This is a genomic window from Vibrio sp. 779(2023), from assembly GCF_033344285.1.
Lineage (GTDB): Bacteria > Pseudomonadota > Gammaproteobacteria > Enterobacterales > Vibrionaceae > Vibrio > Vibrio alginolyticus.
On the sequence record NZ_JAWPOM010000003.1, the window covers coordinates 150,390 to 171,676 of the forward strand.

Here is a 21,287-nt window from a genome sequence, read left to right on the forward strand (position 1 = left end):
CGCTCTTCACAGAAAGTGAAGGGTGTTTATCTCGTCTTAACTGCCTTTCATGTCGTTTGAACCAAGGTATCCAGATCCGCTTCGCTCTTAGTTACGTTCAGCCTTAGCTGCTACTTTTCATCAATAAATAGAGATGAGTTACCATCAAGGAGCATAGGGAAGCGAGGGACTATTCTCTCAAATGAACACTAAACTCCTTCTTTGTAGCCTGTCACCTTCAAACTACTTCCTCTAGCCCTAACAATTAATTCAAATGTGCGCTGGTTAATGATTTTTCTGTAAGTAACACAATTGAACGTGATAGAAGTAACAAAATGGCCTCTTAACGGTAACGTTCCCGAAAAGTTTATATATTATCGCCCTCATTGATACAAGTGGTAGATACGCTCTGAGTCTGAGCGCTCTGAAATTCAGACTTTAGATGGGTATTTAAAGTCACCATAAGTTTGCAATTTTACTTGGGAACGTTTGCAAATAACCTAAGTATAAATTTACGTGAGACTATGGAAATGAAACTACACACTTTGACGATGGCAGTAGCGCTTGGGCTGGTTACAGCACCTGCATTCGCAACAACAGATGTTGACGCTCTTGAAAAGCGAATTAATGAATTAGAACAGAGACTTGAACAGACAGAAAAAGTATCCACAGAAGCAAATGAGAAAGCCTCAAGCTTTGAGTTTCATGGCTACGCTCGTTCCGGGCTGCTCATTAATGATGATCTGAATGGTGCAGTGGGCACTGGTCCTTACATGACGGCAGCTGGTGCTATTGGCGCTCCAGTTGGGCGATTAGGGGTAGAGGATGATCATTATGTGGAAGCAAACCTTATTCACAAACGTTTTGCAGATGATGGTTCCAGCGCATTGTTCCGAATCATGTTGGCAGATAGTACGGAAACCAATAACGAATGGACGGCGAGCGAGAGTCAATTAAACGTTCGTCAGGTATATGCTGAGCTAAACAAGTTGAGCATGTTCTCTGAATCAAGTGCGTTTGCTGACGCGACGTTTTGGGCTGGTAAACGATTTGACCGTGATAACTTTGACATTCACTTCTTTGACTCGGATATTGTTTTCTTATCTGGCACTGGTGCTGGTGTGTATGACGTCCAAATGAGCGAATCATGGAAAGCAAACTTCTCGATCTATGGTCGTGATTTTGGTGAGATTGATAGCTCGTCAACGGATGTTGAAAACTATATCGCGACAATGAACAACCGCTTCGGTAATTGGCAATTGATGCTGAGCGGCATGACGTCAGCTGATAACAATGATCGCGTAGAAGGAGCAGCGGACAAAGGTTTACATGCGATGTTTGCCTACCATGGCGATAACTTCTTTGGCATGAGTGAAGGCTTCTCTAAAACCGGTATTTTGATGGGTGATGGATTGGGTGCGGAACTTAAAGGCATCGGTTCAAACGGAGATTTGTTAGAAGACGCAAAAGCCGTACGCTTGTTCAGCTATGGTGTAACACGCATCGGCGACAACTGGCGTGTAGCACCTGCGTTGCTAGCAGAACACAGCCAAGATCGCTTTGCTAAAAATGATGAATTTACGTGGGCATCGTTCAACATCCGCTTAGCGCAAGAGTTTACGCAGAACTTTGAGATGGTTTATGAAGGCTCATACCAATACATGGACCTAGACAATGCGATTGATAAAGCAAGTGGCAGTTTTTACAAAGCGACAATTGCACCAACGCTTAAGATGTCTACCGCTGCAGGTTTCTTTGACCGTCCGGAGCTACGTTTTGCAGTTAGCTACGTTGATTGGAGCGAAGACTTGAATGGCTACTCGATTAGCCAGGATGCGGGTGCTGCAACGATGGGTGATGGTGGTGAAGTTCTGTTTGCACTGCAAATGGAAACTTGGTTCTAAAGGGACCTAACCTACAAAGAGTAATAAGAAAAGCGCCAACTGATTTCAGTTGGCGCTTTTTTATTAACAGGACTGACGCTCAATAGTTTTGAAGGTTAGTACCATCTTACTCATTTCAAAACTTCTGTTGGCAATTCTATCTAGTAACAGTTTCGCACCATTTTCCCCTGCTTTATCAAATGCATAGTTAAATGTTGATAAGGTTGGGGTGCACACTGATGCGAGCTCATCATCACCAACGCCTAGCACTAAAACGTCTTTACCCGGTGTTAACCCGAGCTCTTGAATCGCTCTCATCGCACCGATAGCAATACGGTCTGTCGCACAGAACAAGCCATCTAGCTTAGGGTTCTTTGTTAAGTGTTGTTTTGCCAATGAATAGCCAGAATCGATGGTAAAGTCACCACGAGCATGGAAGGCGAGCTCAAAACCATGATGCTGTAGCGCTTGAACAAATCCTTCAGAGCGTTGCTTATCTACCGCGATATCGTCACCTTGCACACCAATAAAACCCATGGTTTGGCAACCTTTTTCAACCAGTCTATTTCCCGCTTCAAACCCTACTCGTGCGTCATCATGAATGATGCTTGGAATATTAAACATGGAACCATCTTGACCGACGAGCACAACTGGGACGGCGGAGTTTTGAATTGCTTTTACCAGCTTGGAATCGAGGTGGGTGGCGTAAAGAATGATCCCTTCAACCCGTTTTTGGTTAAAGATCTGAATGTATTCCAGTTCTTTTTCGTGGGCTTGGTGAGTGCTAGCAAGTAAGACATGTTTCCCGGCTTTTTCAAGGACATCGGTTAATCCATCGACACCTTGGGATGTGGCATGAGAGGAAACCCGAGGAACAATGACACCAACCAGATTGGTCTTTTGAGATTTTAGATCTTTAGCGACTTGGTTCGGCACATAGCCACATTCCGCTACTGCTTGGCGGACCTTCAGTTTTGTCGCTTCTTTTACGCCATATTCATCGTTTATAACCCGTGACACTGTTGATTTTGATACGCCAGCCAGACGGGCGACATCATGCAGACTCGCCATTGTTCCTATCCATTCTGTTTTTCGTTTTTGGGATTGTTTGCAAAGAGAAGATGAAAAGCTCTTTGATAAGTAGCGATTCTAACCTCCTATACTGCTCTTAGGGAGAGAATTTGACGATCATTCTCACATTCTCTCTGCTTTATCTTTGATCATTTGGTTTTATTGAGCAAAAATCTGTTTTGCAAACGTTCCCGAAAATTTCGCAAGCTCAGATAATAATCCAATGGGGTATGAAATGAATTATCCGGCAGTAGCAAAAGAGTTGTTAACTCTATTAGGTGGTAAAAGCAACATCACCGCACTTGCGCATTGTGCGACACGCTTACGCCTTGCCGTTGCAGATGAGCAAAAAATAGATGAACAAGCGATTGATAGCCTTGAAGGAGTAAAAGGGCAGTTCAAAGTTGCGGGTCAGTACCAAATCATTTTTGGATCTGGCATCGTAAACCAAGTTTATGCAGAAATGGCGAAGTTGACGGGGATGAGTGAAATGTCCACCAACGATGTTGCGTCTGCTGGCGCAGAGAAACAAAACATTGTTCAGCGCGCGGTGAAAGGGCTGTCTGATATTTTCGTTCCAATCATTCCAGCAATCGTCGCTGGTGGTTTGTTGATGGGTATCTATAACCTATTGACTGCTCAAGGCTTGTTCATTGATGGCAAATCTTTGATTGATGCCAACCCAGGACTGACAGACTTGGCGAACATGATCAACACGTTTGCGAACGCGCCGTTTGTTTACCTGCCTATTCTGCTGGCATTTTCAGCCAGTAAGAAGTTTGGCGGTAACCCATATTTAGGGGCGGCGCTAGGTATGTTGATGGTTCACCCTGACTTGCTGAATGGTTGGGGATTCGGCGGCGCATCTGTGTCTGGCAACATTCCGGTTTGGAATATTCTTGGCTTTGAAATCCAAAAAGTGGGTTACCAAGGTTCGGTGTTACCGGTTTTGGTATCGGCATTCATTCTTGCGAAGGTTGAGCTAGGCTTACGTAAAGTCATCCCTTCTGTTTTAGACAACCTTTTAACGCCATTACTGGCGATTTTCATAGCGGGTTTGCTGACGTTTACTGTCGTCGGTCCGTTCACGCGTGATATCGGTTTCCTATTGGGTGATGGTCTGAACTGGCTATACAACACAGCTGGCTTTGTTGGTGGTGCGGTATTTGGTCTTATTTATGCTCCGTTTGTTATTACTGGTATGCATCACAGCTTCATTGCGATTGAAACTCAACTTCTTGCGGATATTGCGACGACGGGCGGCACCTTTATCTTTCCTATTGCGGCGATGTCTAACGTTTCTCAAGGAGCGGCAGCGTTGGCGGTGGGCGTGATGAGCAAAGATAAGAAGATGAAAGGTATTGCGATTCCATCGGGTGTTACGGGTTTGCTGGGTATTACAGAACCGGCTATGTTTGGTGTTAACTTAAAACTACGTTACCCATTTATTGCGGCAGTTTGCGCTGCGGCGTTATCAAGTGCGTTCATCACAATGTTTAATGTGAAAGCTCAGGCATTGGGCGCAGCTGGTCTTCCAGGCATCATTTCCATTACGCCAGAGAAGATTGGGTACTACATCGCGGGTATGGTGATCGCGTTCTTGACCGCATTTGTTCTCACCATTGTTCTTGGTATGCGTGACCGCGCTAAAGTCGGTAAAAAAGCAGCGGCTTAATCTGAACTCCTTAAGGGTGGAGTCCCCCAAAATCCACTTCTTTTCCTAAATGTTTGGGGTGCTAGCCAAGCACTAATGGCTTGGCTAGCCTTTTTCAATTTTTACTTGGTAGTGAAGGTGTTCAACACGTTGGACTATCAGGGCTTTAATTTTAAGGTAAGCAAGATGAATCAAGTATGGGTAACTGGTGATGCAGTTGTCGATCTAATACCGGAATCTGAGACTTCTTTACTCAAATGTCCCGGTGGTGCACCAGCGAATGTCGCCGTAGCAATTGCTCGTCTATCTGGTAAGAGTGCGTTTTTTGGACGTGTAGGTGATGACCCATTTGGTCGCTTCATGCAATCAACGCTCGATCAAGAGGGCGTGAGCACGGAGTTTCTCGTTAAAGACCCTGAGCAAAGAACATCAACAGTGGTGGTAGATTTAGACGATCAAGGGGAACGCAGCTTTACATTTATGGTAAAACCGAGCGCTGATCAGTTTATGTCTGTTGAAGACATCCCAAACTTTAAGCAAGGTGACTGGCTACACGTTTGCTCAATTTCACTGGCAAATGAGCCAAGTAGAAGCAGCACATTTGAGGCGATCAAAAGAGCAAAAGCCGCTGGTGGTTTCATTAGCTTTGACCCTAACTTGCGTGATGAAGTGTGGCAAGATCAATCAGAAATCCAAGCTGTCGTGATGAAGGCTGTAGCGATGGCCGATGTGGTTAAGTTCTCTGAAGAAGAGCTTTTGTTCTTAACTGACTCAACGTCGATGGCGCAAGGTTTACAACAAATAGCCTCTTTGAATATTGCTTTGGTCTTGGTGACACAAGGTGCGAAAGGTGTTTGGCGCGTCTTTGAAAGTCAGAGTGAACTGATCACAGGTCAAGTCGTTAGTCCGATTGACACCACAGGTGCGGGTGATGCTTTTGTCGGAGGGCTACTGGCATGCCTGTCTCGGCATGACGATTGGAAAAATCATCCTGTTGTTAGCTCTGCGATTCAATGGGCAAATGGCTGTGGTGCATTAGCGACGACGCAAAAAGGCGCAATGACCGCGCTTCCGACCCAGACAGAGTTGCTGCAATTTATTGGGCAATGATCTTCAGATCCAATTTCAGTTGAGAAAAATTATGAGCTTAAACAACCGTTGGACTGTAGAGCAAAGATATCGCCGACTTGAGCAAATCCCTCAGTGTGATATCGAAGAAATGACACTTTCACGTCAGCAAGATAAAGGCTTTCCTAGTTTTCATATCGCCCCTAGATTTGGGCTGTTAAATGACCCAAATGGGTTGTGCTATTTCAATGGTGAGCACCACATCTTTTACCAGTGGACGCCTGTGGGACCAGTCCATGGAATGAAGTATTGGTATCACCTTTCTACTAAAGACTTCATCCATTTTACTGATCATGGCGTGGGTCTTCATCCCGACCAAGACTACGATTCACATGGTGTCTATTCGGGCGGCGCTTTGGTGGAAAACAACAAGGCTTTGCTGTTTTTTACTGGCAACAAGCGTGACCAAAACTGGAATCGAATCCCAACACAGTGTTTTGCCACCATGGATTCAGACGGCAGCATTGAAAAGCACGGTGTAGTCATTGAGAACGAACATTACACGGAGCACTTTCGTGACCCAAAAGTTTGGAAGAAAGGCGACGACTATTTGATGGTGGTGGGTGCTCAAACCAAAACCGAGCATGGTTCTATGGCGCTCTATCAAAGCAAAGATTTGAAAACGTGGCAGCATAAAGGTCCTATCAAGACCAAGTTCTCTGACCTTGGGTACATGTGGGAGTGTCCTGATTTCTTTGAGATTAATGGTCAATCGGTGATGCTGTTTTCTCCACAGGGCGTGAGCAGTAGTAATCCTTATGATTTCAAAAACATCTATTCTGTCGCGTATATCGTGGGTGATCAGTTGAACCTAGAGTCGATGACTTTAGAAAACCACCAAGATATTTTACAGCCAGATTATGGGTTTGATTTCTACGCCCCACAAACCTATTTAGATGAGAATGGGCGTCGCATTCTTATTGCATGGATAGGGTTGCCAGAAATCGACACACCATCGGTCACACACCAGTGGGCAGGAATGTTGTCTCTTCCTAGAGAACTAACGTTGAAAGATGGTTTTCTTGTTCAAACTCCACTCCCTGAATTGGATAGTTTAAGAAAAGAAGAGGTGGTCTTTGCACAGTCCCATACACTGGAAAGCACAAGTTGTTTGATCCAATTAGACCTTGAGGGCGATGGCTTTGAACTTGAGCTGAGTAACCTCAAAGGTGACAACATCGTCTTTAGTGCGACAGAGCACGAGTTTATGCTGGACCGTCGTCACATGTCTCATTTGTACGCAGAAGAATTTGGTGGTATTCGAAAAGCACCAAGATTGGACGCTAAGCAGACGATTGAGATGTATATCGACAATTCTGTCATCGAGATTTTCATTAATGGCGGCAAACACACGATGACCAGTCGTTTCTTTATTGATGACCTCAATACGGTAACGTTGAGAGGGTTGGAGCAAGCAAGGCTTTTCCCTTTGAAAGGTATTTCTGGTTTGTTTGAATCAGCTAAGTAACGGTTTCGAATACATTAAAACGCCCTTCATTGATTTAGTGAAGGGCGTTTTTCTTTCTAACTATCTAACTTAACTGCCTATCACGCACGTAAGTTGTTTGAACTAAGGTATCCAGAACAACTTCATTCTTGGTGACTTTGAAGTTTAGCGGTTGTTCTAAATCCCCAAATAGTGGCGCGCCGCCGAGTGTAGCTTACTCATCGTTGGCATCTCGAACCTAGTTCACATTATCGCGACGTTTTTACTTATAGCGTGAAAGAAAATCCCATAACCAAAGGTTCTAACTAAAAGAGATTGCAGGACTTTTATTTAGCGAATTCGACCTAATATCTTGAGTATGCCTAATCGCAGTTGGCGAAGAGGTGATGTTAATAATGCTTGCTGGCGCGTAAGACCCGTCAGTTTGAAGATGCATTCAAACACAATAAGGGAAAACAATGGCTAACGAATACATTCCACCAAAAGTTTGGACAAACGATAATGAAAACGGCGGTCAGTGGGCGAGCATCAACCGTCCGGATTCTGGCGCACGTCATGAGCAAGAGCTTCCAGTTGGTGAGCACCCATTCCAACTTTACTCAATGGGTACCCCAAACGGTCAGAAAGTGACGATCATGTTTGAAGAGCTTTTAGCGGCAGGCGTAACGGCAGCAGAATACGATGCGTACCTGATTAAGATTGGCGATGGTGACCAGTTTGGCTCTGGCTTTGTGGCTGTTAACCCAAACTCTAAAATTCCGGCATTGGTTGACCGTTCGGGTTCTGAGCCAGTGAACGTGTTTGAATCTGGCAACATCTTGTTTTATCTAGCAGAGAAGTTTGGTCACTTCCTACCAACAGAAGGCGCGAAACGTGCCGAGGTAATGAACTGGTTATTCTGGCTGCAAGGTTCTGCGCCATACCTAGGCGGTGGTTTTGGTCACTTCTACGCGTACGCACCAGAGAAGTTCGAGTACCCAATCAACCGCTTTACAATGGAAGCAAAACGTCAGTTAGATGTATTAGACAAGCGTCTTGCGAACAATGAATTCCTAGGTGGCGATGAGTACAGCATCGCTGATATCGCAACATGGCCATGGTACGGCAACCTTGTGTTGGGTCGTGCTTACGATGCGGCTGAATTCTTAGACGTAGAAAGCTACAAAAACGTTGTGCGCTGGGCAAAAGTAATTGATGAGCGTGAAGCGGTAAAACGTGGTCGAATTGTGAACCGTTCATGGGGTGAAGAATGGGAGCAGTTACCTGAGCGCCACAGCGCAGAAGATATTGATAGAGTATTGAAACTTAAACCATAAGCAATCTTGGCCTAGCTACGTCAAATGAGTTTAGTTTTATCTATGCTTATACAGTGACCTTAATCAAATCTATAGCGCACCATATACGGTGCGCTATTTTTATTCTCATTTAGTCTCGAAATGCTAATTTATATCACCTCTTGAAGAGCATTTAGTTCGTAGATGAATCTTTAATATATTTATATATTATGATGCAAAACAAAGCTCATATTTCCATGTTAAATATGGACTGGTTATACTGATTTCTAATAATTAAATTATTTAAAAATTATAAACTGATTTTATATCCATTATAAATAAAATTAATGATAACTAATGTTTGACATAACCACTAAATTTGTGTGGAATATGCGGGTTGATTTGTTTTGATGAAATAAAATCAATTTCTAGTACTTTTATTTAAGACAAGCTTAGCTTTTAGCGATGTTTAATTATTAATGCTTATATCATGAAAGAGGATATGTATGATGTCGTCGTTTGAGTCGTACTGGGTTGGGATACGTCAAAGAATAGCCGCACAAACCGAAGGTAACCGCAGTTTAAAGTCTCTAGTCATTAAAAAGCAGCGTGTGAACTTAAATAACAGTGGGTTATCCTTTCGCGCTAAGTCCGGATGTCTTATCCCTCACTGTTATACCAAGTTCTCTGATGAGATAAACCTAAAAACATCGAAAAAATCGTCTCTTAGTTTTAAAAAAGGAAAGCTGTATTTTTCTCCAGTTTAATAATAAATGAAATTTACATAAATTATAATATTAGGCTTTTAAATTTATCGATAATTAATTACGATTTTATGATGCGTTTTCAATATGTTTTCTTGGTAAGTAATTAGCTGGACTTATTGTTGATTGTTTTTGTTGTTTCCTATTTAGATATGGATAAAAGCTCAACTACTTTTCCTATACCAACTTACTCCCTGAATTGACTTGCGCGCTTTTTCTCCCCTCTCAAAAAACATAGCGTTACGGAATTATTTTCGCTCCTGTTTCATTCTTCAAGACGAAAGCTCTACCTACCTCTCATTATTTTCGACAAACATTGAGTAAAAGTAACCAATCGTAACAAGGTGGCTGTAACTGAGCGCCGTTTCAATATACTCGTTTTTTAACTAGGTAATCCCGCGCTTTGAATTAATTCGGGTACCGTTTGTAAGCCTTAAATGCTACTAAGATAAGATGTCATGATGAGAAAAAGTACTATATTACACACAGTGTTAATTACAGGGTTCGCTGCTGTATCCTCGTTGGCTTATGCTGCGCCTTCAGTTGTGCCAAATGCGCCAGAACTCAGTTCTCGTGGTTATGTTTTGATGGACTTCCATACGGGGAAAGTACTGGTTGAACGTGATGCCCACAAACGTTTAAACCCCGCGAGTTTAACGAAGTTGATGACTGCTTATGTAGCTGGTCAAGAAATTAATACAGGCAATATTACGTTGAATGATGAGGTTGTCATCAGCCGAAATGCTTGGGCAAAAAATTTCCCAGATTCTTCAAAAATGTTTATTGAAGTCAATACTTCCGTTTCTTTGTCTGACTTATACCGTGGTCTGATTGTTCAATCTGGTAACGATGCCAGTGTCGCTATTGCTGAGCATGTTGCGGGAAGTGAATCAGGGTTTGTGAGTTTGATGAATAGTTGGGCCGCCAAGCTTGAATTGTCTAACACGGCATTCACCAACCCTCACGGCCTAGACAGTGACGGTTTATATTCGACACCTTATGATATTGCCAAGTTGGGCCAAGCGATTATTCGTGACTTACCTGATATCTATCCGCTGTATAGCGAAACCTCGTTTACTTACAATGGCATCACTCAATACAACCGTAATGGCTTGCTTCGTGATCGTAGTATGAATGTCGATGGCATGAAAACTGGTTATACAAGCGGCGCGGGTTATAGTCTAGCGACTTCTGCAACACAAGGTGATATGCGTTTGATTGCCGTAGTGATGGGAGCGAAGAGTGAGAATGTTCGTGAATCAGAAAGCAAGCAGCTGTTGAGTTATGGCTTCCGCTTTTACGATACGGTAATGCCGACTGAGGCGGGTGCGGAACTTGCGAAAGCTCGAGTTTGGATGGGCGAAAAAGACGAGCTTACTGTCGGCGTAGCTAACGATGTTTATCTCACTTTGCCAAAAGGAGATGTAAAAAATCTGCAAGCGGAAGTTGAATACAACGGTGATTTAGTTGCGCCAATTTCTGAGCAACAAGTGGTTGGTAAAGTGCTTTACAAAGTCGACGGTAAGGTCGTAAATGAAGCCGAGCTCGTTGCATTGGAGTCCGTTGAGGAAGGCAGTTTATTCAAGCGAATTTTAGACTGGTTTAAGCAATTGGTCGCTAGCTGGTTCTAAACAGTAGCGAACTTCTGTCTATATCACTCTATCTTGTTAATTTTCTATTAAATCAGTTTACTAAGGCGACCAACGTGGTCGCCTTACGTTTTTGGAATACTCGTTGCGTTAAAACACAGGCCCTCTTGTAAGGGTGTGTTTTTACCTGACCAAGAGCGTTTTGTGTTTTTGGGTGCGAGAGAAAAGAAACTAGAACAAGAATGGAGTGACACGTGCACAAGATTTTATCTTTGACATTGATTTTATCGCTCATGGGCTGCGCTATGCCTTACCAGCAGGAGGTCGATAGCGGCCAATGTGTTGGAGTCATGACCTCTCAGGATGCATATGGTTATTTAAACCCAAACCATTACACGATGCAGGTACTCGCGCTAAAGCAAGAAAAAGATGTGAAAGATTATATTCGCTATATCGATCCTAAGCATCCGGTTTGGGTTAACTGGAAAAACAGCCGAGGCACGCGTTGGTATACGGTAACTGTTGGTGATTTTAAAACGAAGCAGGATGCCTACAATGCGCTTTCTTCATTACCAAGCCGTGTAAAGCAGTCATCCCCGTTTGTGCTGACTTTTGCGGAAATGCAGCGTAAGCAACAAACGAGTGTTGTGAGAATGCGTTAACCAACAAAAAACGGAAGCGATGGCTTCCGTTTTTGTATTTAGGAGTAAGCTTAAAGCGCCGCTAAAATCGTTTCTGCTTTGCTTGCTTCAAACTCTTTTGGCTCTTCAACGTTTAGCTTAGTCACTGTGCCGTTTTCAATGATCATTGCGTAACGTTGTGAGCGAATACCACCAAAGCCGCCTGTATCCATTTCAAGACCTAATGCTTTAGTAAAGCTAGCGTCGCCATCACCCAACATCAAAATCTCAGAAGCGTTTTGAGCTTCGCCCCACGCTTGCATCACAAATGCATCGTTTACAGAAACGCACGCAATTAAATCAACACCTTTTGCCTTTAGCTCATCAGCTAATACCACATAGCCTGGTAGATGGGCTTCTGAACAGGTAGGGGTGAATGCGCCAGGTACAGCAAAGAGTACGACTTTCTTGTTCGCAAACAGTTCTGTAACGTCGTGGTTCACCATACCATCGGCAGTCAACTCACTTAGAGTTGCAACTGGTAGAGCTTGGCCTTGTTGAATCATGATTCTATTCCTTTTTGTGTGCTAGTTTAGCTTTCTCAGTCTAGCGTTTATAAATGCGGTTAACCACAGAGTTTTTGTAGGGTTTTAATACCTACGCGTTTGGCCTAATGCGTGGCACTGATGCCTTTATTGCAAAGCTTCGTGCTGGTTTACGTATTGGCTAACAAGGTGACGATATTTCGCCTTTAACTCGTTATCGATAAAGCTGGCATCAATCGCGTTCATTGTAAATTGGGCAAGTTCACTCTTACTCATTGGATGTGCGTTGTTGACGGCCAGAAAGTTATCCGTCATGTAGCCACCAAAGTACACAGGATCGTCTGAGTTAATCGTTACAGCGACACCTTTTCGTAGCAAATCCACAATATTGTGATCTTTCATATCGTCGAATACACATAGCTTAAGATTCGATAACGGACACACTGTCAGTGGCATTTGGCTTTCGATTAAGGATTCAACTAATGCTTCATCATCAACACAGCGAACACCGTGATCCACGCGGCTCACGTAAAGCATTTCAATTGCATCGCTAATATTTTGTGCGGGGCCTTCTTCACCTGCGTGAGCAACGGTAAGTAAGCCTTCTTCTACTGCTTGTTTAAATACGCGCTTGAATTTAGCTGGCGGATGACCTTGTTCTGAAGAATCTAGTCCAACACCAATGATCTTATCACGGTGTTTCAGAATAGCCTGTAGGGTCTCTATGGCGCTCTCTTCTGAAAGGTGACGGAGAAAACACGCAATAATTTGCGAGGTAATGCCAAGTTTTTCGTGACCATCTTTTAGCGCACGAGCGATTCCATTGATAACAGTGTCAAAGTCTATGCCGCGTTCTGTGTGTGTTTGAGGGTCAAAAAAGATTTCGGTATGAATAACGTTGTCTTCTTTACAGTGCAGTAAGTATTCCCAAGTGAGATCGTAAAAATCTTGCTCCGTACGCAGAACTCCCGCTCCTTGGTAATAGAGGTCGAGAAATGATTGTAAGTCTGTAAACTGATATGCGCTGCGTAGTTCACTCGGAGAAGAGTAAGGGATCTCGATGCCGTTTCGTTTTGCTAATTTGAATAAGAGTTCCGGCTCAAGTGAACCTTCGATATGTAAGTGCAGCTCTACTTTTGGAAGACCTTGAATAAATGCGTTCATATTCCACCTTATGTGTATTGTGGATGCAGTTACTCTAAGAATAGGTATAGATAGAAATAAATCGAACGCTATCACAAAGAGTAAGACCCACGATGATCTCAACTCTTCGTAATCAGCACTTTGCGGGAACTGGTAGAGACCCCCAAACCATATCATTGGGGTTATACGAAGCAAACGAGAGGGATTATACGCAAAAATATCGCTTTGGCTATACGCAAATAACCTAACTGTCATTAGTCACGGGTTTTCCTGTGAGCGAAACGACTATTTGCAAGTCACTTGAGTATAGAGGAGCCAGTTGTTTTTGCGTGTGTGAGAGGCACGTGTAATTAGAAGAGTAGTCTAAAAGAGTGGAGATTCGTTTGAGCAAAGGTAGGTGGCGGTACCTTGCACAACGATAAAGGCAGAGAAAGCACTAGAGAGCATTTATAGATCGAATAACTTATCAAATTCTCTTTGTTCCATAATGTCTTCTATGCGGCGTCGAGTTTTCTGCTTTACCGCCGCCGCGTTTTGTTCAGACTCTTTTTTGTCTTTTTCTGACTGCTTCTTACTTTTTCTAGCCATTGGATACCTTCCAAATTAGTTGCATTATCCATTAATGCATGAAAACTGAATCAGTTAACAGTAAAACTTCCTAACTTTGAACCTGAATCACAGAGAATAGTTCCAGATTGCGTTTTCTCACAATATTCAAAATCGATCATGAAGCTATGAGAAAGAAGTTTCGGTAATACGTGCCTTCGTAAAATATCACCATTTAATTGATGTATTTTAGCGTTCCAAGAGGTTTGAGGTTGTTCTAAATTAAATTCAATTTCTAACATTTATTCTCCTGTTTTTTAGTGATTTTCTCTTTGTTAAGTAATTGATACCAATGCCTTTGACGGCCAGTTCTTTTTGAGGACATGATTTTTCCTATAAATAATAAATTAAGCAGTACTATTCAGTTTATTTTAGATAGCACAAAGCAATGCCTAAAATTAGGCTGAGTGATTGATGAAAGAATATTTTTGAAGGAGAGAGGTTTGGTGCAGCATGGGCATGCTACACCAAGAAAAGCAGTCTTATAGAGGAGTTACTTCAGTCGCTTGAGGACCTTTTTTACCTTGCTCTACATTGAAGCTTACTTTCTGACCTTCAGTCAGTGTTTTGAAACCGTCAGAAACGATAGCGTTAAAGTGTACGAATACATCTTGGCCGCCGTTGTCTTGAGATAGAAAACCGAAGCCTTTAGTTTCGTTAAACCATTTTACTGAACCAGTTACTTTAGACATAAAAATACCTTTGAATTAAACATTAAAATTATGATTTGTTTTGTGGATCTTTTCTAAGCTATTGAATGTTCAATCAAGAGGAAGTTGTACGCAGGTGTCTGAATTGGGGATTCAAGATTTTACTGAGAGGAAACTTAAACTAAATGTTGCATTAACAGCTCTCTTCTAAGAGCCAAGGCACACTATACACCTTGTTTAGAAAATAGCTACATTTATTTTAGATAAATTAAATGTGCTCATTATTAACTCTATAAATTGTATTGTTCGAAAAAGTTGAATAAGTAGAACGAATAGTATGGCTCATAATTTTAGCTCATCAACCTAAAATAGAACCTTATCGATAGCCATAGATTGAACATGCGACTTGCAAGCGGTCACAAAGATAAACTAGGAGAACTAGTATGAGTACATTCAGAGAAATTCGTCAGCTTATTCCTGCACAACCTACTGCTGATGGTGATGGAGTGAAAATTCGCCGTGTAGCGGGTTTCAATCATGCTAGCTTTTCTCCATTTTTGATGATGGATGAACTCAAATCAGAAGACCGCGCTGACTATATCGGCGGTTTCCCTCCGCATCCGCACCGCGGTATTGAGACGCTTACTTATATGTTGAAAGGTCATTTCCAGCATCGTGATCATATGGATAATGTTGGTGAGCTTCGTTCCGGTGGTGCACAGTGGATGGCGGCAGGAAGAGGCGTCATCCATAGCGAAATGCCTATTATGAAGGAAGGCGAATTGCATGGTTTCCAAATTTGGATTAACCAGCCTGCGAAAAATAAGATGCAGCCAGCTCAATATCATGACTTTCAACCTGAAACGATCACTGAGTTTGATACTCCGAATACGGGGGTTGTACGTTTGATTGCGGGTCATATGACTATAAACAACGAACGAATTCAGGGGCCGCTAACAGAGACAGGTGTTGCTGCCACGGTAGCCGATTGGAGAGCGATGGGGGGGCAAGCTTTGAATTTGAACACGGATCAAGACAACAACATGATGCTCTATGTCTATAAAGGTCGTATTCAATTAAAAGGTCGTGAGATCAATCAAGGCGAAATGGCCATTTTATCGAAAGGTGAATGGGTTGAATTGCAGGCCGAAAAAGAGAGTGGTGCACTGATCTTTATTGGTGAGCCAATTAATGAACCCGTGGTGCATTATGGCCCTTTTGTCATGAATAGCATGGAAGAGATAGAACAAGCCATCCAAGATTACAACTCTGGGTTGTTTGAAACTTACTAGTTTGGACTGCCTACTCGCTTTTTCAGTTAGCGAGCAAATTAAAACAGTTTTGAGCCTGAATATTGGGCTCGACCAGAAGCAAATACGATAATCCACTGCCATCGAATTTGCGTTAGCCACGTTTAATCCACGTGGCTTTTTTCTACTTCTGACTCCATCGTATGATGGCTTCCTTTCCTGCTTCAATTCCTAACTCATAAGCATGACGCAGTGGTGCTGGCGATCGACTCAGCCGTTTCAACTTGAATGTTTCAGGAGGACACACTTGAATGATGTCGATACCAGGTGGTGGGTTGTTGATCAGCGCTAAGGTCTGATTGTAGCGAACTTCACGTGTCAACATCGGTTCAATTAATCCGGGCGTTTCTTTCAACATCCTCCTAGTTAGGGCGCTGAATCTTCCTCTTGGCTTTTGATAGCTTGCGGGCTGGCTGCGTAAAACCATAATCTTTTTGGCTCCTCGCTTTATTGCTTCTGCAACAGGAAGTGCGTCTGAGACGCCACCATCAACGTATTGAATTCCGTTCAGTGATACGCCATTTCGGTAAAGTACAGGCAGTGCGCTGCTGGCTTTCATTGTTTCTGCCAAGTCGTCGACATCAGGAAGGTGGTACTCCGCTTGCCCATTGTCTTGACGCGTCACGCCTAAAAAGAAAGGTCGTGAATCAGCTTTGAGCGCAGATTTATCGATGCCAAGTTCTTCGAGGGTGACATTCCACATCCAGTCTAAGTTCATCATATCACCACCACGTAGAAGTTGAGATGGAGAGATAAATTCTTTTCTTAAGCTGTAATCGAGGTAGATTTTTAAGTTACGTCCGGGCATTTTAGCTAAGTAGGCAGCCAAGTTGCTAGCACCCGCAGACACTCCCCAAAAGCTATCAAATGGAGAGAACTCGCTAGCAAGAAAATGATCGAGTATGCCGCATGAAAATACGCCTCGCATGGCTCCACCTTCGACAATCAATGCTCGAGAGCCTACTTTTTCCATCACTTCGCTCCACTCTTTATCAATCGGATAATAGCGTGCAGCTTAACGCATAATGGTTTTATACCCAAGTGGGCCAAAGGTCTAGGTTGCGTTCCTTTGAATAAAAAGGGCATCAACGGATGCCCTTGTCACTTTTAGCCTATGGAATTGCGGGTAATTGAGTCGCTAATTTAGTGAAGGAGACCGAGCCAATTAGCCCCCTTACATAGAGCCATACCTGTAGTCCCATACTGATCGTTGTTGGAATAGTTTGATGATCACTTGTTAAATAGGCATACAAACACTATCCAGAGCGTTGTAAGCAAAAGTAATGGGGTGAATACTTTCTGGATAGAAGCGCCATCAGTTAAATTGTAAATTTTGATGGATTCATTATAGAACGCTCGTTTGAATTCTTTGAAGCTAATGTCGCTCTTCGCATGCGACTGTTCATAGTGCTGGTGCGCAGCGTCCGATAGCTGGTATTCCAAGTCTTGGAGCTCGTACTCCTTGTTAAAAAACGCATCCCAAGCCGAAAGGCGGGCTATCGTTTTAGGAGATGGATCCCCATTTAGTTTCTCTAGACGTTTAGCATAAGCTGCTTGATATTTATCCACGGTATATTCCTGTCTGAATAGACGTTGAGTTAGAACATATGTAAAAAAGAAAAATAAGTAATAAAAGGTTTTTTACGTTCTATACCTGTGATAAATGCTAAAAATTTCAATGCTCTAGCACTCCGATGTCGCAAATGATATTGATGGAATTGCTCTGCGACAAATAAAATAATTACTCTAGATAACAACGAATTTTTGTTGTTTTTTTTAAAAACTGATCATGAGATTGAGTGGGGATTTTTACCGAGAAGAATTTCGCTACTGTAACTGTCTATATTTACTCAAAAAGAGAAAATCTTAGAAGCTTTCTTTGATTGATGTGAGATATTTTAGGTCGAAAAGCATTAATTTTGGCTATGCTTATAGTTCGTCTTTTTTGTTGTTGAACTCTACTTCGAGGGGGAAAGAACCCATATTTCGAGCATAGGATAGCTCGCTTTTTCGTTACGTCGTTCTTGGAGTTTGAATCAGTGACGACGCTATGAGTCTAGCATCTTGAACTCACTTGGGTGTATTGATTAATTATAAAAGTAAAGCAGTGCTGAGCTAGGATAAACTTCAACGTAAAGGTGACGGTATGAATATACAATCAGCCATTATTGAATATGCGATAGCGATTATAGGCTTACTTTTGACGGGCGTTACCCTCTGAGCATGACTGCCCAGAGGATAGAAAGCGCATTAGCTTTTTGCTAACGATTGATGTTGTATCGAGCCATTGCAGCTTCTTCTGACGATACAACCGTTTTACCAATTGGTGCGAGTGAAATAACCGCTAGCTTGAGGTGTTGGAGCGCAAACGGAATGCCGATTATGGTGACAAAGCATGCTGCTGCAGAAAGTACGTGACCGATAGCTAACCAAAGGCCTGCAAATACAAACCAAAGGACGTTACCAATAACGCCGAGCGGACTCGTGCCAATGTCCATTTCATTGGTCAATTCATCGCGTGAGATGGCCTCTTTACCGAATGGGAAAAAGGAAAAATTACCCATAACGATACACGCACGCCCCCAAGGTATTCCGATGATGCTAATAAAGGCCAAAATACCAAAAAACCACCATAGCAACCCCATAAATACGCCACCAAATACAAACCAAATGATGTTACCAAGTGTTCTCATTCTATTTCCTTTATTCTTGAATGTGATGATTCAGATACCTGAGAGCAGCGTAAAACAAATCTAAACCGTCTGTTTTGTCGATGTGTGCTTTTGTGCCCTCATTCACCTGATTGATAGAATAATCGCTGTAGTCTTAACAGAGAATGAATGCCTTCCCTAAGGCAAGTCTTTTTAGTATAGAGCGTAATACTCAATCAAGCATATAGCCAAGAATCGCATTATCTAGAGACAACTTTCTCGATATATTGACAAATTTGCTCTGCCAATCGATGGCTGGCAATGTTGCGTTTTACTACTTCATTAGCAATATTTCCAGACTCAACGACGCCAAACCAGTCGAGCAACATCGAATGGAAACCTTTACTCGTTAGCATTGGCGTCCAGTCTTTCAAATTGATTTTTTGCTCTTGGTTAGCTTGCCATAGTTTGCCTTCAACGAAGGAGTCGAACTCAACTGCCTTGTTTGCATAACAAGCTTGAACGCGCTCTGTAGTGATACCGAAGTGGCGATTCATCGAGGCGTGGAGCAAAGTATCTCCATGTTGCCACTGAATATCTAAACGCGCCAACTGACTACCTTCAAGTTGATGAGTTACATAAGCATCTTTTAGATCGGCTTTGGCTGTGACGTTAACGCTGTCTAATGGGTGAATAAAATCATCAAATATAAAGGTACGAACATCCCCCGGTAGTTGGTGACGGTTCTTTTCCCAGCGTAGCGACTTTAAGTCAGATATGTTGCCTTGCTGCACTTGTGGCATATGTTGGTTGTAAAGTGGAATGTGACGACGGTTAAAGCCCACATAGAGTGGCTGTCTCTCTTTTTCGGCAATGTCGTACAGCTTTTCTACGTCATCAGCACTATTCGCTAATGGTTTGTCGACAAAGGTTGGAATTCCATGCTGCAGAAAAAATGCCGCTATTTGAGGGTGTACGCTTGTTGCCGCATGAATCATGACGGCATCGACGCCAAAGTGTAGAAGTTGCTGGTAGTCTTGGCAGATCTCTGAGATTCGATACTGCTTAGCCAGGCTCTCAAGTGTGTTTGGGTTGCGGGTACAAAATACAAGTTCGATATTTGGAAGCTGAGTGATAACAGGAAGGTATGCTTTCTGAGCGATATCCCCTAGACCAATAATACCAATTTTCATCCTAGTCCTTTCTCGATGTATGGATCGCGGACTGTCAGTATAACGCTTGGCGCGGCGATGAGTTTAAATACCTTGTTAGAAAAAGCCTGGTTCACACTTTGAGCCAGGCTTTATTGAATGATTTAGGAAACGGCTCGGCAGGCTTTGAATATATCTAACTTGCTATCGTAGGCTTGAGTTTGTACATCCATAATGCCTAATAAAGAGTGGAACACGTTATCATGTGAGTATTGGCCTGCATTCTGTGCTTGTTTATACAAACAGTCGGTATTGATCTGCTTCGCTTGTTTAAAGCCCGAAGACAGCCACATGATCAAAGGAACGCGTTTTTGGAAATCTGGTGCAAGGCCATAAGGCATACCATGTAAGAACAATCCATTTTCGCCTAGTGACTCACCGTGATCCGATATATAAATTAGCGCGGTATTATACTCAGACTCTAACGCTTTAAGTTTTTTGATGGTTTCTGCCAATACAAGATCGGTGTAGCGTATTGTATTGTCATATGTGTTCACTATTTGTTCGATGCTACAGTTTTCGATATCTGCACGTGGACAGTCTGGTTTAAAGAAGGCGTTGTCTCTTGGGTAACGCTGAAAATAGGTCGGACCGTGGCTTCCTATAAGGTGCATGGCGACCACTCGGTTACCGTGCATATCCGCGACTTCCTGATCAAAATGATCTAATAGCGCCATGTCGTAACAAGTTTGGCCATTACACATAGGGCTTACTTGCTTTCGATCCACTTCAATTTTCTTGATCTTGTGGGCTACTTCTTTATCCCCACCGTCATTTTCTTTCCAAATGAGGTCAACCCCAGCGCGCAGCATTATATCGAGAGCATTGTCCTGGTTATCCGCTTTGGTGCGTTCAAACTCGTTTCGCGTGAGCTGTGAAAACATACAAGGCACAGATACAGCAGTCGCGGTGCCACAAGATGCGACGTCTTGAAATGAGATAACATCCAATTTACTAGTATAAGGGTTTGTCTCTCGTGTATAGCCATTGAGTTGGTAGTTCTGCGTTCGAGCGGTTTCTCCTACGACAAAAACCAGTAGTGTTGGTTTGCGCTGTGCTTGCTGTACGGCGCTATTTGACTGCTTTGCATCTGTGCCGATTTCTCGATATGGCTCTGGCGTGGTGAAATATTTTTCCTTCACATACCCGGTCGCGCTATAAACGAACTGGGTGGGTATGATGATTTTTTTCAGGTGGCTATTGTTGCGCCCTACAGATGCGTAGTCTTGATAGTACACGCTGGCAATGACGGCGATGACAGCTAGCGACGACAGCATCGATACTAATTTGGTAACAGAGAAGTACAGTAATTGGTGACGTTGAGATTGCAGCTTGACCTTAAAGACAATTATCGCTGGGATAACTCCCATAATCAGCGTCCAAATTACAGAGTGAGCACTCAGGTAAGAACTCGCCTCGCTCGAATCGGTTTCAACAATATTGGCAATCATTCCAGAATCGAAAAGTGTGCCATAGTTATAGCTTGCGTAGCTCACCATACTTGAAACAATGATTAAAATTATAAAGAACGGCTTGCCGATCCAAGGCCAACTAAATAAATTAAAAAGGAAATTGAGCGCGGCAAGAAAGAAAATTGGTATTGTGATAATAAATCCAATCTTGACATTATCTAAGTGTGTAAAGATGCCGATCAGTTCTTTATAAATAGGGATATTTACGACGAGAGCGAAATACAGCGCCAACAGGAAAGTAAAGGTAACGTAAGAGATACCTCTCTGTTGTAAATCATGTGTCTTCATAA

19 protein-coding genes, 1 pseudogene and 1 riboswitch are annotated in these 21,287 nt (G+C 42.8%); of the genes and pseudogenes, 8 read left to right on the top strand and 12 right to left on the bottom strand.

All coding sequences use genetic code 11. The annotated features are described in order from the left end of the window. Nucleotides 1-509: 509 nt before the first annotated feature. Nucleotides 510-1,883, top strand: a complete 1,374-nt coding sequence (locus R8O70_RS05775; protein WP_054574597.1) for a carbohydrate porin — start codon at nucleotides 510-512, stop codon at nucleotides 1,881-1,883. Nucleotides 1,884-1,946: 63 nt separating this feature from the next. Here the strand turns inward: R8O70_RS05775 and R8O70_RS05780 are convergent, their stop codons facing one another. After that, nucleotides 1,947-2,933, bottom strand: a complete 987-nt coding sequence (locus R8O70_RS05780) for a LacI family DNA-binding transcriptional regulator (RefSeq protein WP_053349295.1) — start codon at nucleotides 2,931-2,933, stop codon at nucleotides 1,947-1,949. A gap of 235 nt (nucleotides 2,934-3,168) precedes the next feature. Between R8O70_RS05780 and R8O70_RS05785 the strand changes: the two genes are divergently transcribed. The 3 genes from R8O70_RS05785 (at nucleotide 3,169) to R8O70_RS05795 (ending at nucleotide 7,183) form a co-directional block, all read left to right on the top strand. Next, the gene (locus R8O70_RS05785) at nucleotides 3,169-4,608 is read left to right on the top strand and encodes a sucrose-specific PTS transporter subunit IIBC (RefSeq protein WP_062731055.1); all 1,440 of its coding nucleotides are present in this window, start codon (nucleotides 3,169-3,171) and stop codon (nucleotides 4,606-4,608) included. A gap of 165 nt (nucleotides 4,609-4,773) precedes the next feature. After that, nucleotides 4,774-5,697 (top strand): aminoimidazole riboside kinase, encoded by a 924-nt coding sequence (locus tag R8O70_RS05790; RefSeq protein WP_053349293.1) that lies wholly within the window; start codon nucleotides 4,774-4,776, stop codon nucleotides 5,695-5,697. Between the two features lie 31 nt (nucleotides 5,698-5,728). Beyond that, a complete protein-coding gene (locus R8O70_RS05795) occupies nucleotides 5,729-7,183 on the top strand; it encodes a sucrose-6-phosphate hydrolase (RefSeq protein ID WP_318184083.1) in 1,455 nt (484 codons plus the stop codon). Between the two features lie 64 nt (nucleotides 7,184-7,247). On the opposite strand, the pseudogene R8O70_RS05800 reads toward R8O70_RS05795, so the two are convergent. After that, nucleotides 7,248-7,367, bottom strand: a pseudogene (locus R8O70_RS05800) (dihydrofolate reductase); the annotation flags it as partial. Between the two features lie 253 nt (nucleotides 7,368-7,620). On the opposite strand from R8O70_RS05800, the gene yghU reads away from it, so the two are divergent. From yghU to R8O70_RS05815, 3 genes are all read left to right on the top strand, one after another. Beyond that, nucleotides 7,621-8,478 (top strand): glutathione-dependent disulfide-bond oxidoreductase, encoded by an 858-nt coding sequence (gene yghU / locus R8O70_RS05805; RefSeq protein ID WP_033906351.1) that lies wholly within the window; start codon nucleotides 7,621-7,623, stop codon nucleotides 8,476-8,478. A 1,183-nt stretch (nucleotides 8,479-9,661) separates the two neighbouring features. Beyond that, nucleotides 9,662-10,831, top strand: coding sequence for a D-alanyl-D-alanine carboxypeptidase family protein (locus R8O70_RS05810; RefSeq protein WP_017819852.1), 1,170 nt, complete (start codon nucleotides 9,662-9,664; stop codon nucleotides 10,829-10,831). Nucleotides 10,832-11,043: 212 nt separating this feature from the next. Further along, nucleotides 11,044-11,451: an SPOR domain-containing protein gene (locus R8O70_RS05815; protein ID WP_005373701.1), complete on the top strand. Its 408-nt coding sequence runs from the start codon at nucleotides 11,044-11,046 to the stop codon at nucleotides 11,449-11,451. A 50-nt stretch (nucleotides 11,452-11,501) separates the two neighbouring features. Here the strand turns inward: R8O70_RS05815 and R8O70_RS05820 are convergent, their stop codons facing one another. The 5 genes from R8O70_RS05820 to R8O70_RS05840 all read right to left on the bottom strand — a co-directional run bounded on the left by R8O70_RS05820 (nucleotide 11,502) and on the right by R8O70_RS05840 (nucleotide 14,395). Then, complete coding sequence (locus R8O70_RS05820; protein ID WP_005373699.1) at nucleotides 11,502-11,975, bottom strand: peroxiredoxin; 474 nt, start codon at nucleotides 11,973-11,975, stop codon at nucleotides 11,502-11,504. A gap of 126 nt (nucleotides 11,976-12,101) precedes the next feature. Next, nucleotides 12,102-13,118, bottom strand: a complete 1,017-nt coding sequence (locus tag R8O70_RS05825; protein ID WP_017819853.1) for an adenosine deaminase — start codon at nucleotides 13,116-13,118, stop codon at nucleotides 12,102-12,104. Nucleotides 13,119-13,207: 89 nt separating this feature from the next. Further along, nucleotides 13,208-13,307: riboswitch (purine riboswitch) on the bottom strand. Nucleotides 13,308-13,544: 237 nt separating this feature from the next. Further along, nucleotides 13,545-13,685 carry a PA3496 family putative envelope integrity protein gene (locus R8O70_RS05830; protein ID WP_017633782.1) on the bottom strand — a complete coding sequence of 47 codons (141 nt, stop codon included), beginning with the start codon at nucleotides 13,683-13,685 and terminating at the stop codon, nucleotides 13,545-13,547. 50 nt (nucleotides 13,686-13,735) lie between these two features. Next, nucleotides 13,736-13,945, bottom strand: a complete 210-nt coding sequence (locus R8O70_RS05835) for a hypothetical protein (RefSeq protein ID WP_005373692.1) — start codon at nucleotides 13,943-13,945, stop codon at nucleotides 13,736-13,738. A gap of 240 nt (nucleotides 13,946-14,185) precedes the next feature. Then, on the bottom strand, nucleotides 14,186-14,395 hold the full coding sequence (locus R8O70_RS05840) for a cold-shock protein (RefSeq protein ID WP_005373691.1): 210 nt from the start codon (nucleotides 14,393-14,395) through the stop codon (nucleotides 14,186-14,188). Between the two features lie 401 nt (nucleotides 14,396-14,796). Here R8O70_RS05840 and R8O70_RS05845 point away from each other — a divergent pair, with 401 nt between their 5' ends. Next, a complete protein-coding gene (locus R8O70_RS05845) occupies nucleotides 14,797-15,645 on the top strand; it encodes a pirin family protein (RefSeq protein ID WP_017635146.1) in 849 nt (282 codons plus the stop codon). A 142-nt stretch (nucleotides 15,646-15,787) separates the two neighbouring features. On the opposite strand, the gene R8O70_RS05850 is transcribed toward R8O70_RS05845, so the two are convergent. The 5 genes from R8O70_RS05850 to R8O70_RS05870 all read right to left on the bottom strand — a co-directional run bounded on the left by R8O70_RS05850 (nucleotide 15,788) and on the right by R8O70_RS05870 (nucleotide 21,285). Then, nucleotides 15,788-16,636, bottom strand: coding sequence for a patatin family protein (locus R8O70_RS05850; protein ID WP_258645510.1), 849 nt, complete (start codon nucleotides 16,634-16,636; stop codon nucleotides 15,788-15,790). Between the two features lie 257 nt (nucleotides 16,637-16,893). Then, nucleotides 16,894-17,232, bottom strand: a complete 339-nt coding sequence (locus R8O70_RS05855; RefSeq protein ID WP_017635147.1) for a hypothetical protein — start codon at nucleotides 17,230-17,232, stop codon at nucleotides 16,894-16,896. 692 nt (nucleotides 17,233-17,924) lie between these two features. Next, nucleotides 17,925-18,356, bottom strand: coding sequence for a YccF domain-containing protein (locus R8O70_RS05860; RefSeq protein WP_005373685.1), 432 nt, complete (start codon nucleotides 18,354-18,356; stop codon nucleotides 17,925-17,927). Between the two features lie 218 nt (nucleotides 18,357-18,574). Beyond that, complete coding sequence (locus R8O70_RS05865; RefSeq protein ID WP_017635148.1) at nucleotides 18,575-19,507, bottom strand: Gfo/Idh/MocA family protein; 933 nt, start codon at nucleotides 19,505-19,507, stop codon at nucleotides 18,575-18,577. 122 nt (nucleotides 19,508-19,629) lie between these two features. Beyond that, entirely contained in the window at nucleotides 19,630-21,285 is a 1,656-nt protein-coding gene (locus tag R8O70_RS05870) for a phosphoethanolamine transferase (RefSeq protein WP_213889037.1), read from the bottom strand. Nucleotides 21,286-21,287 lie beyond the last annotated feature (2 nt).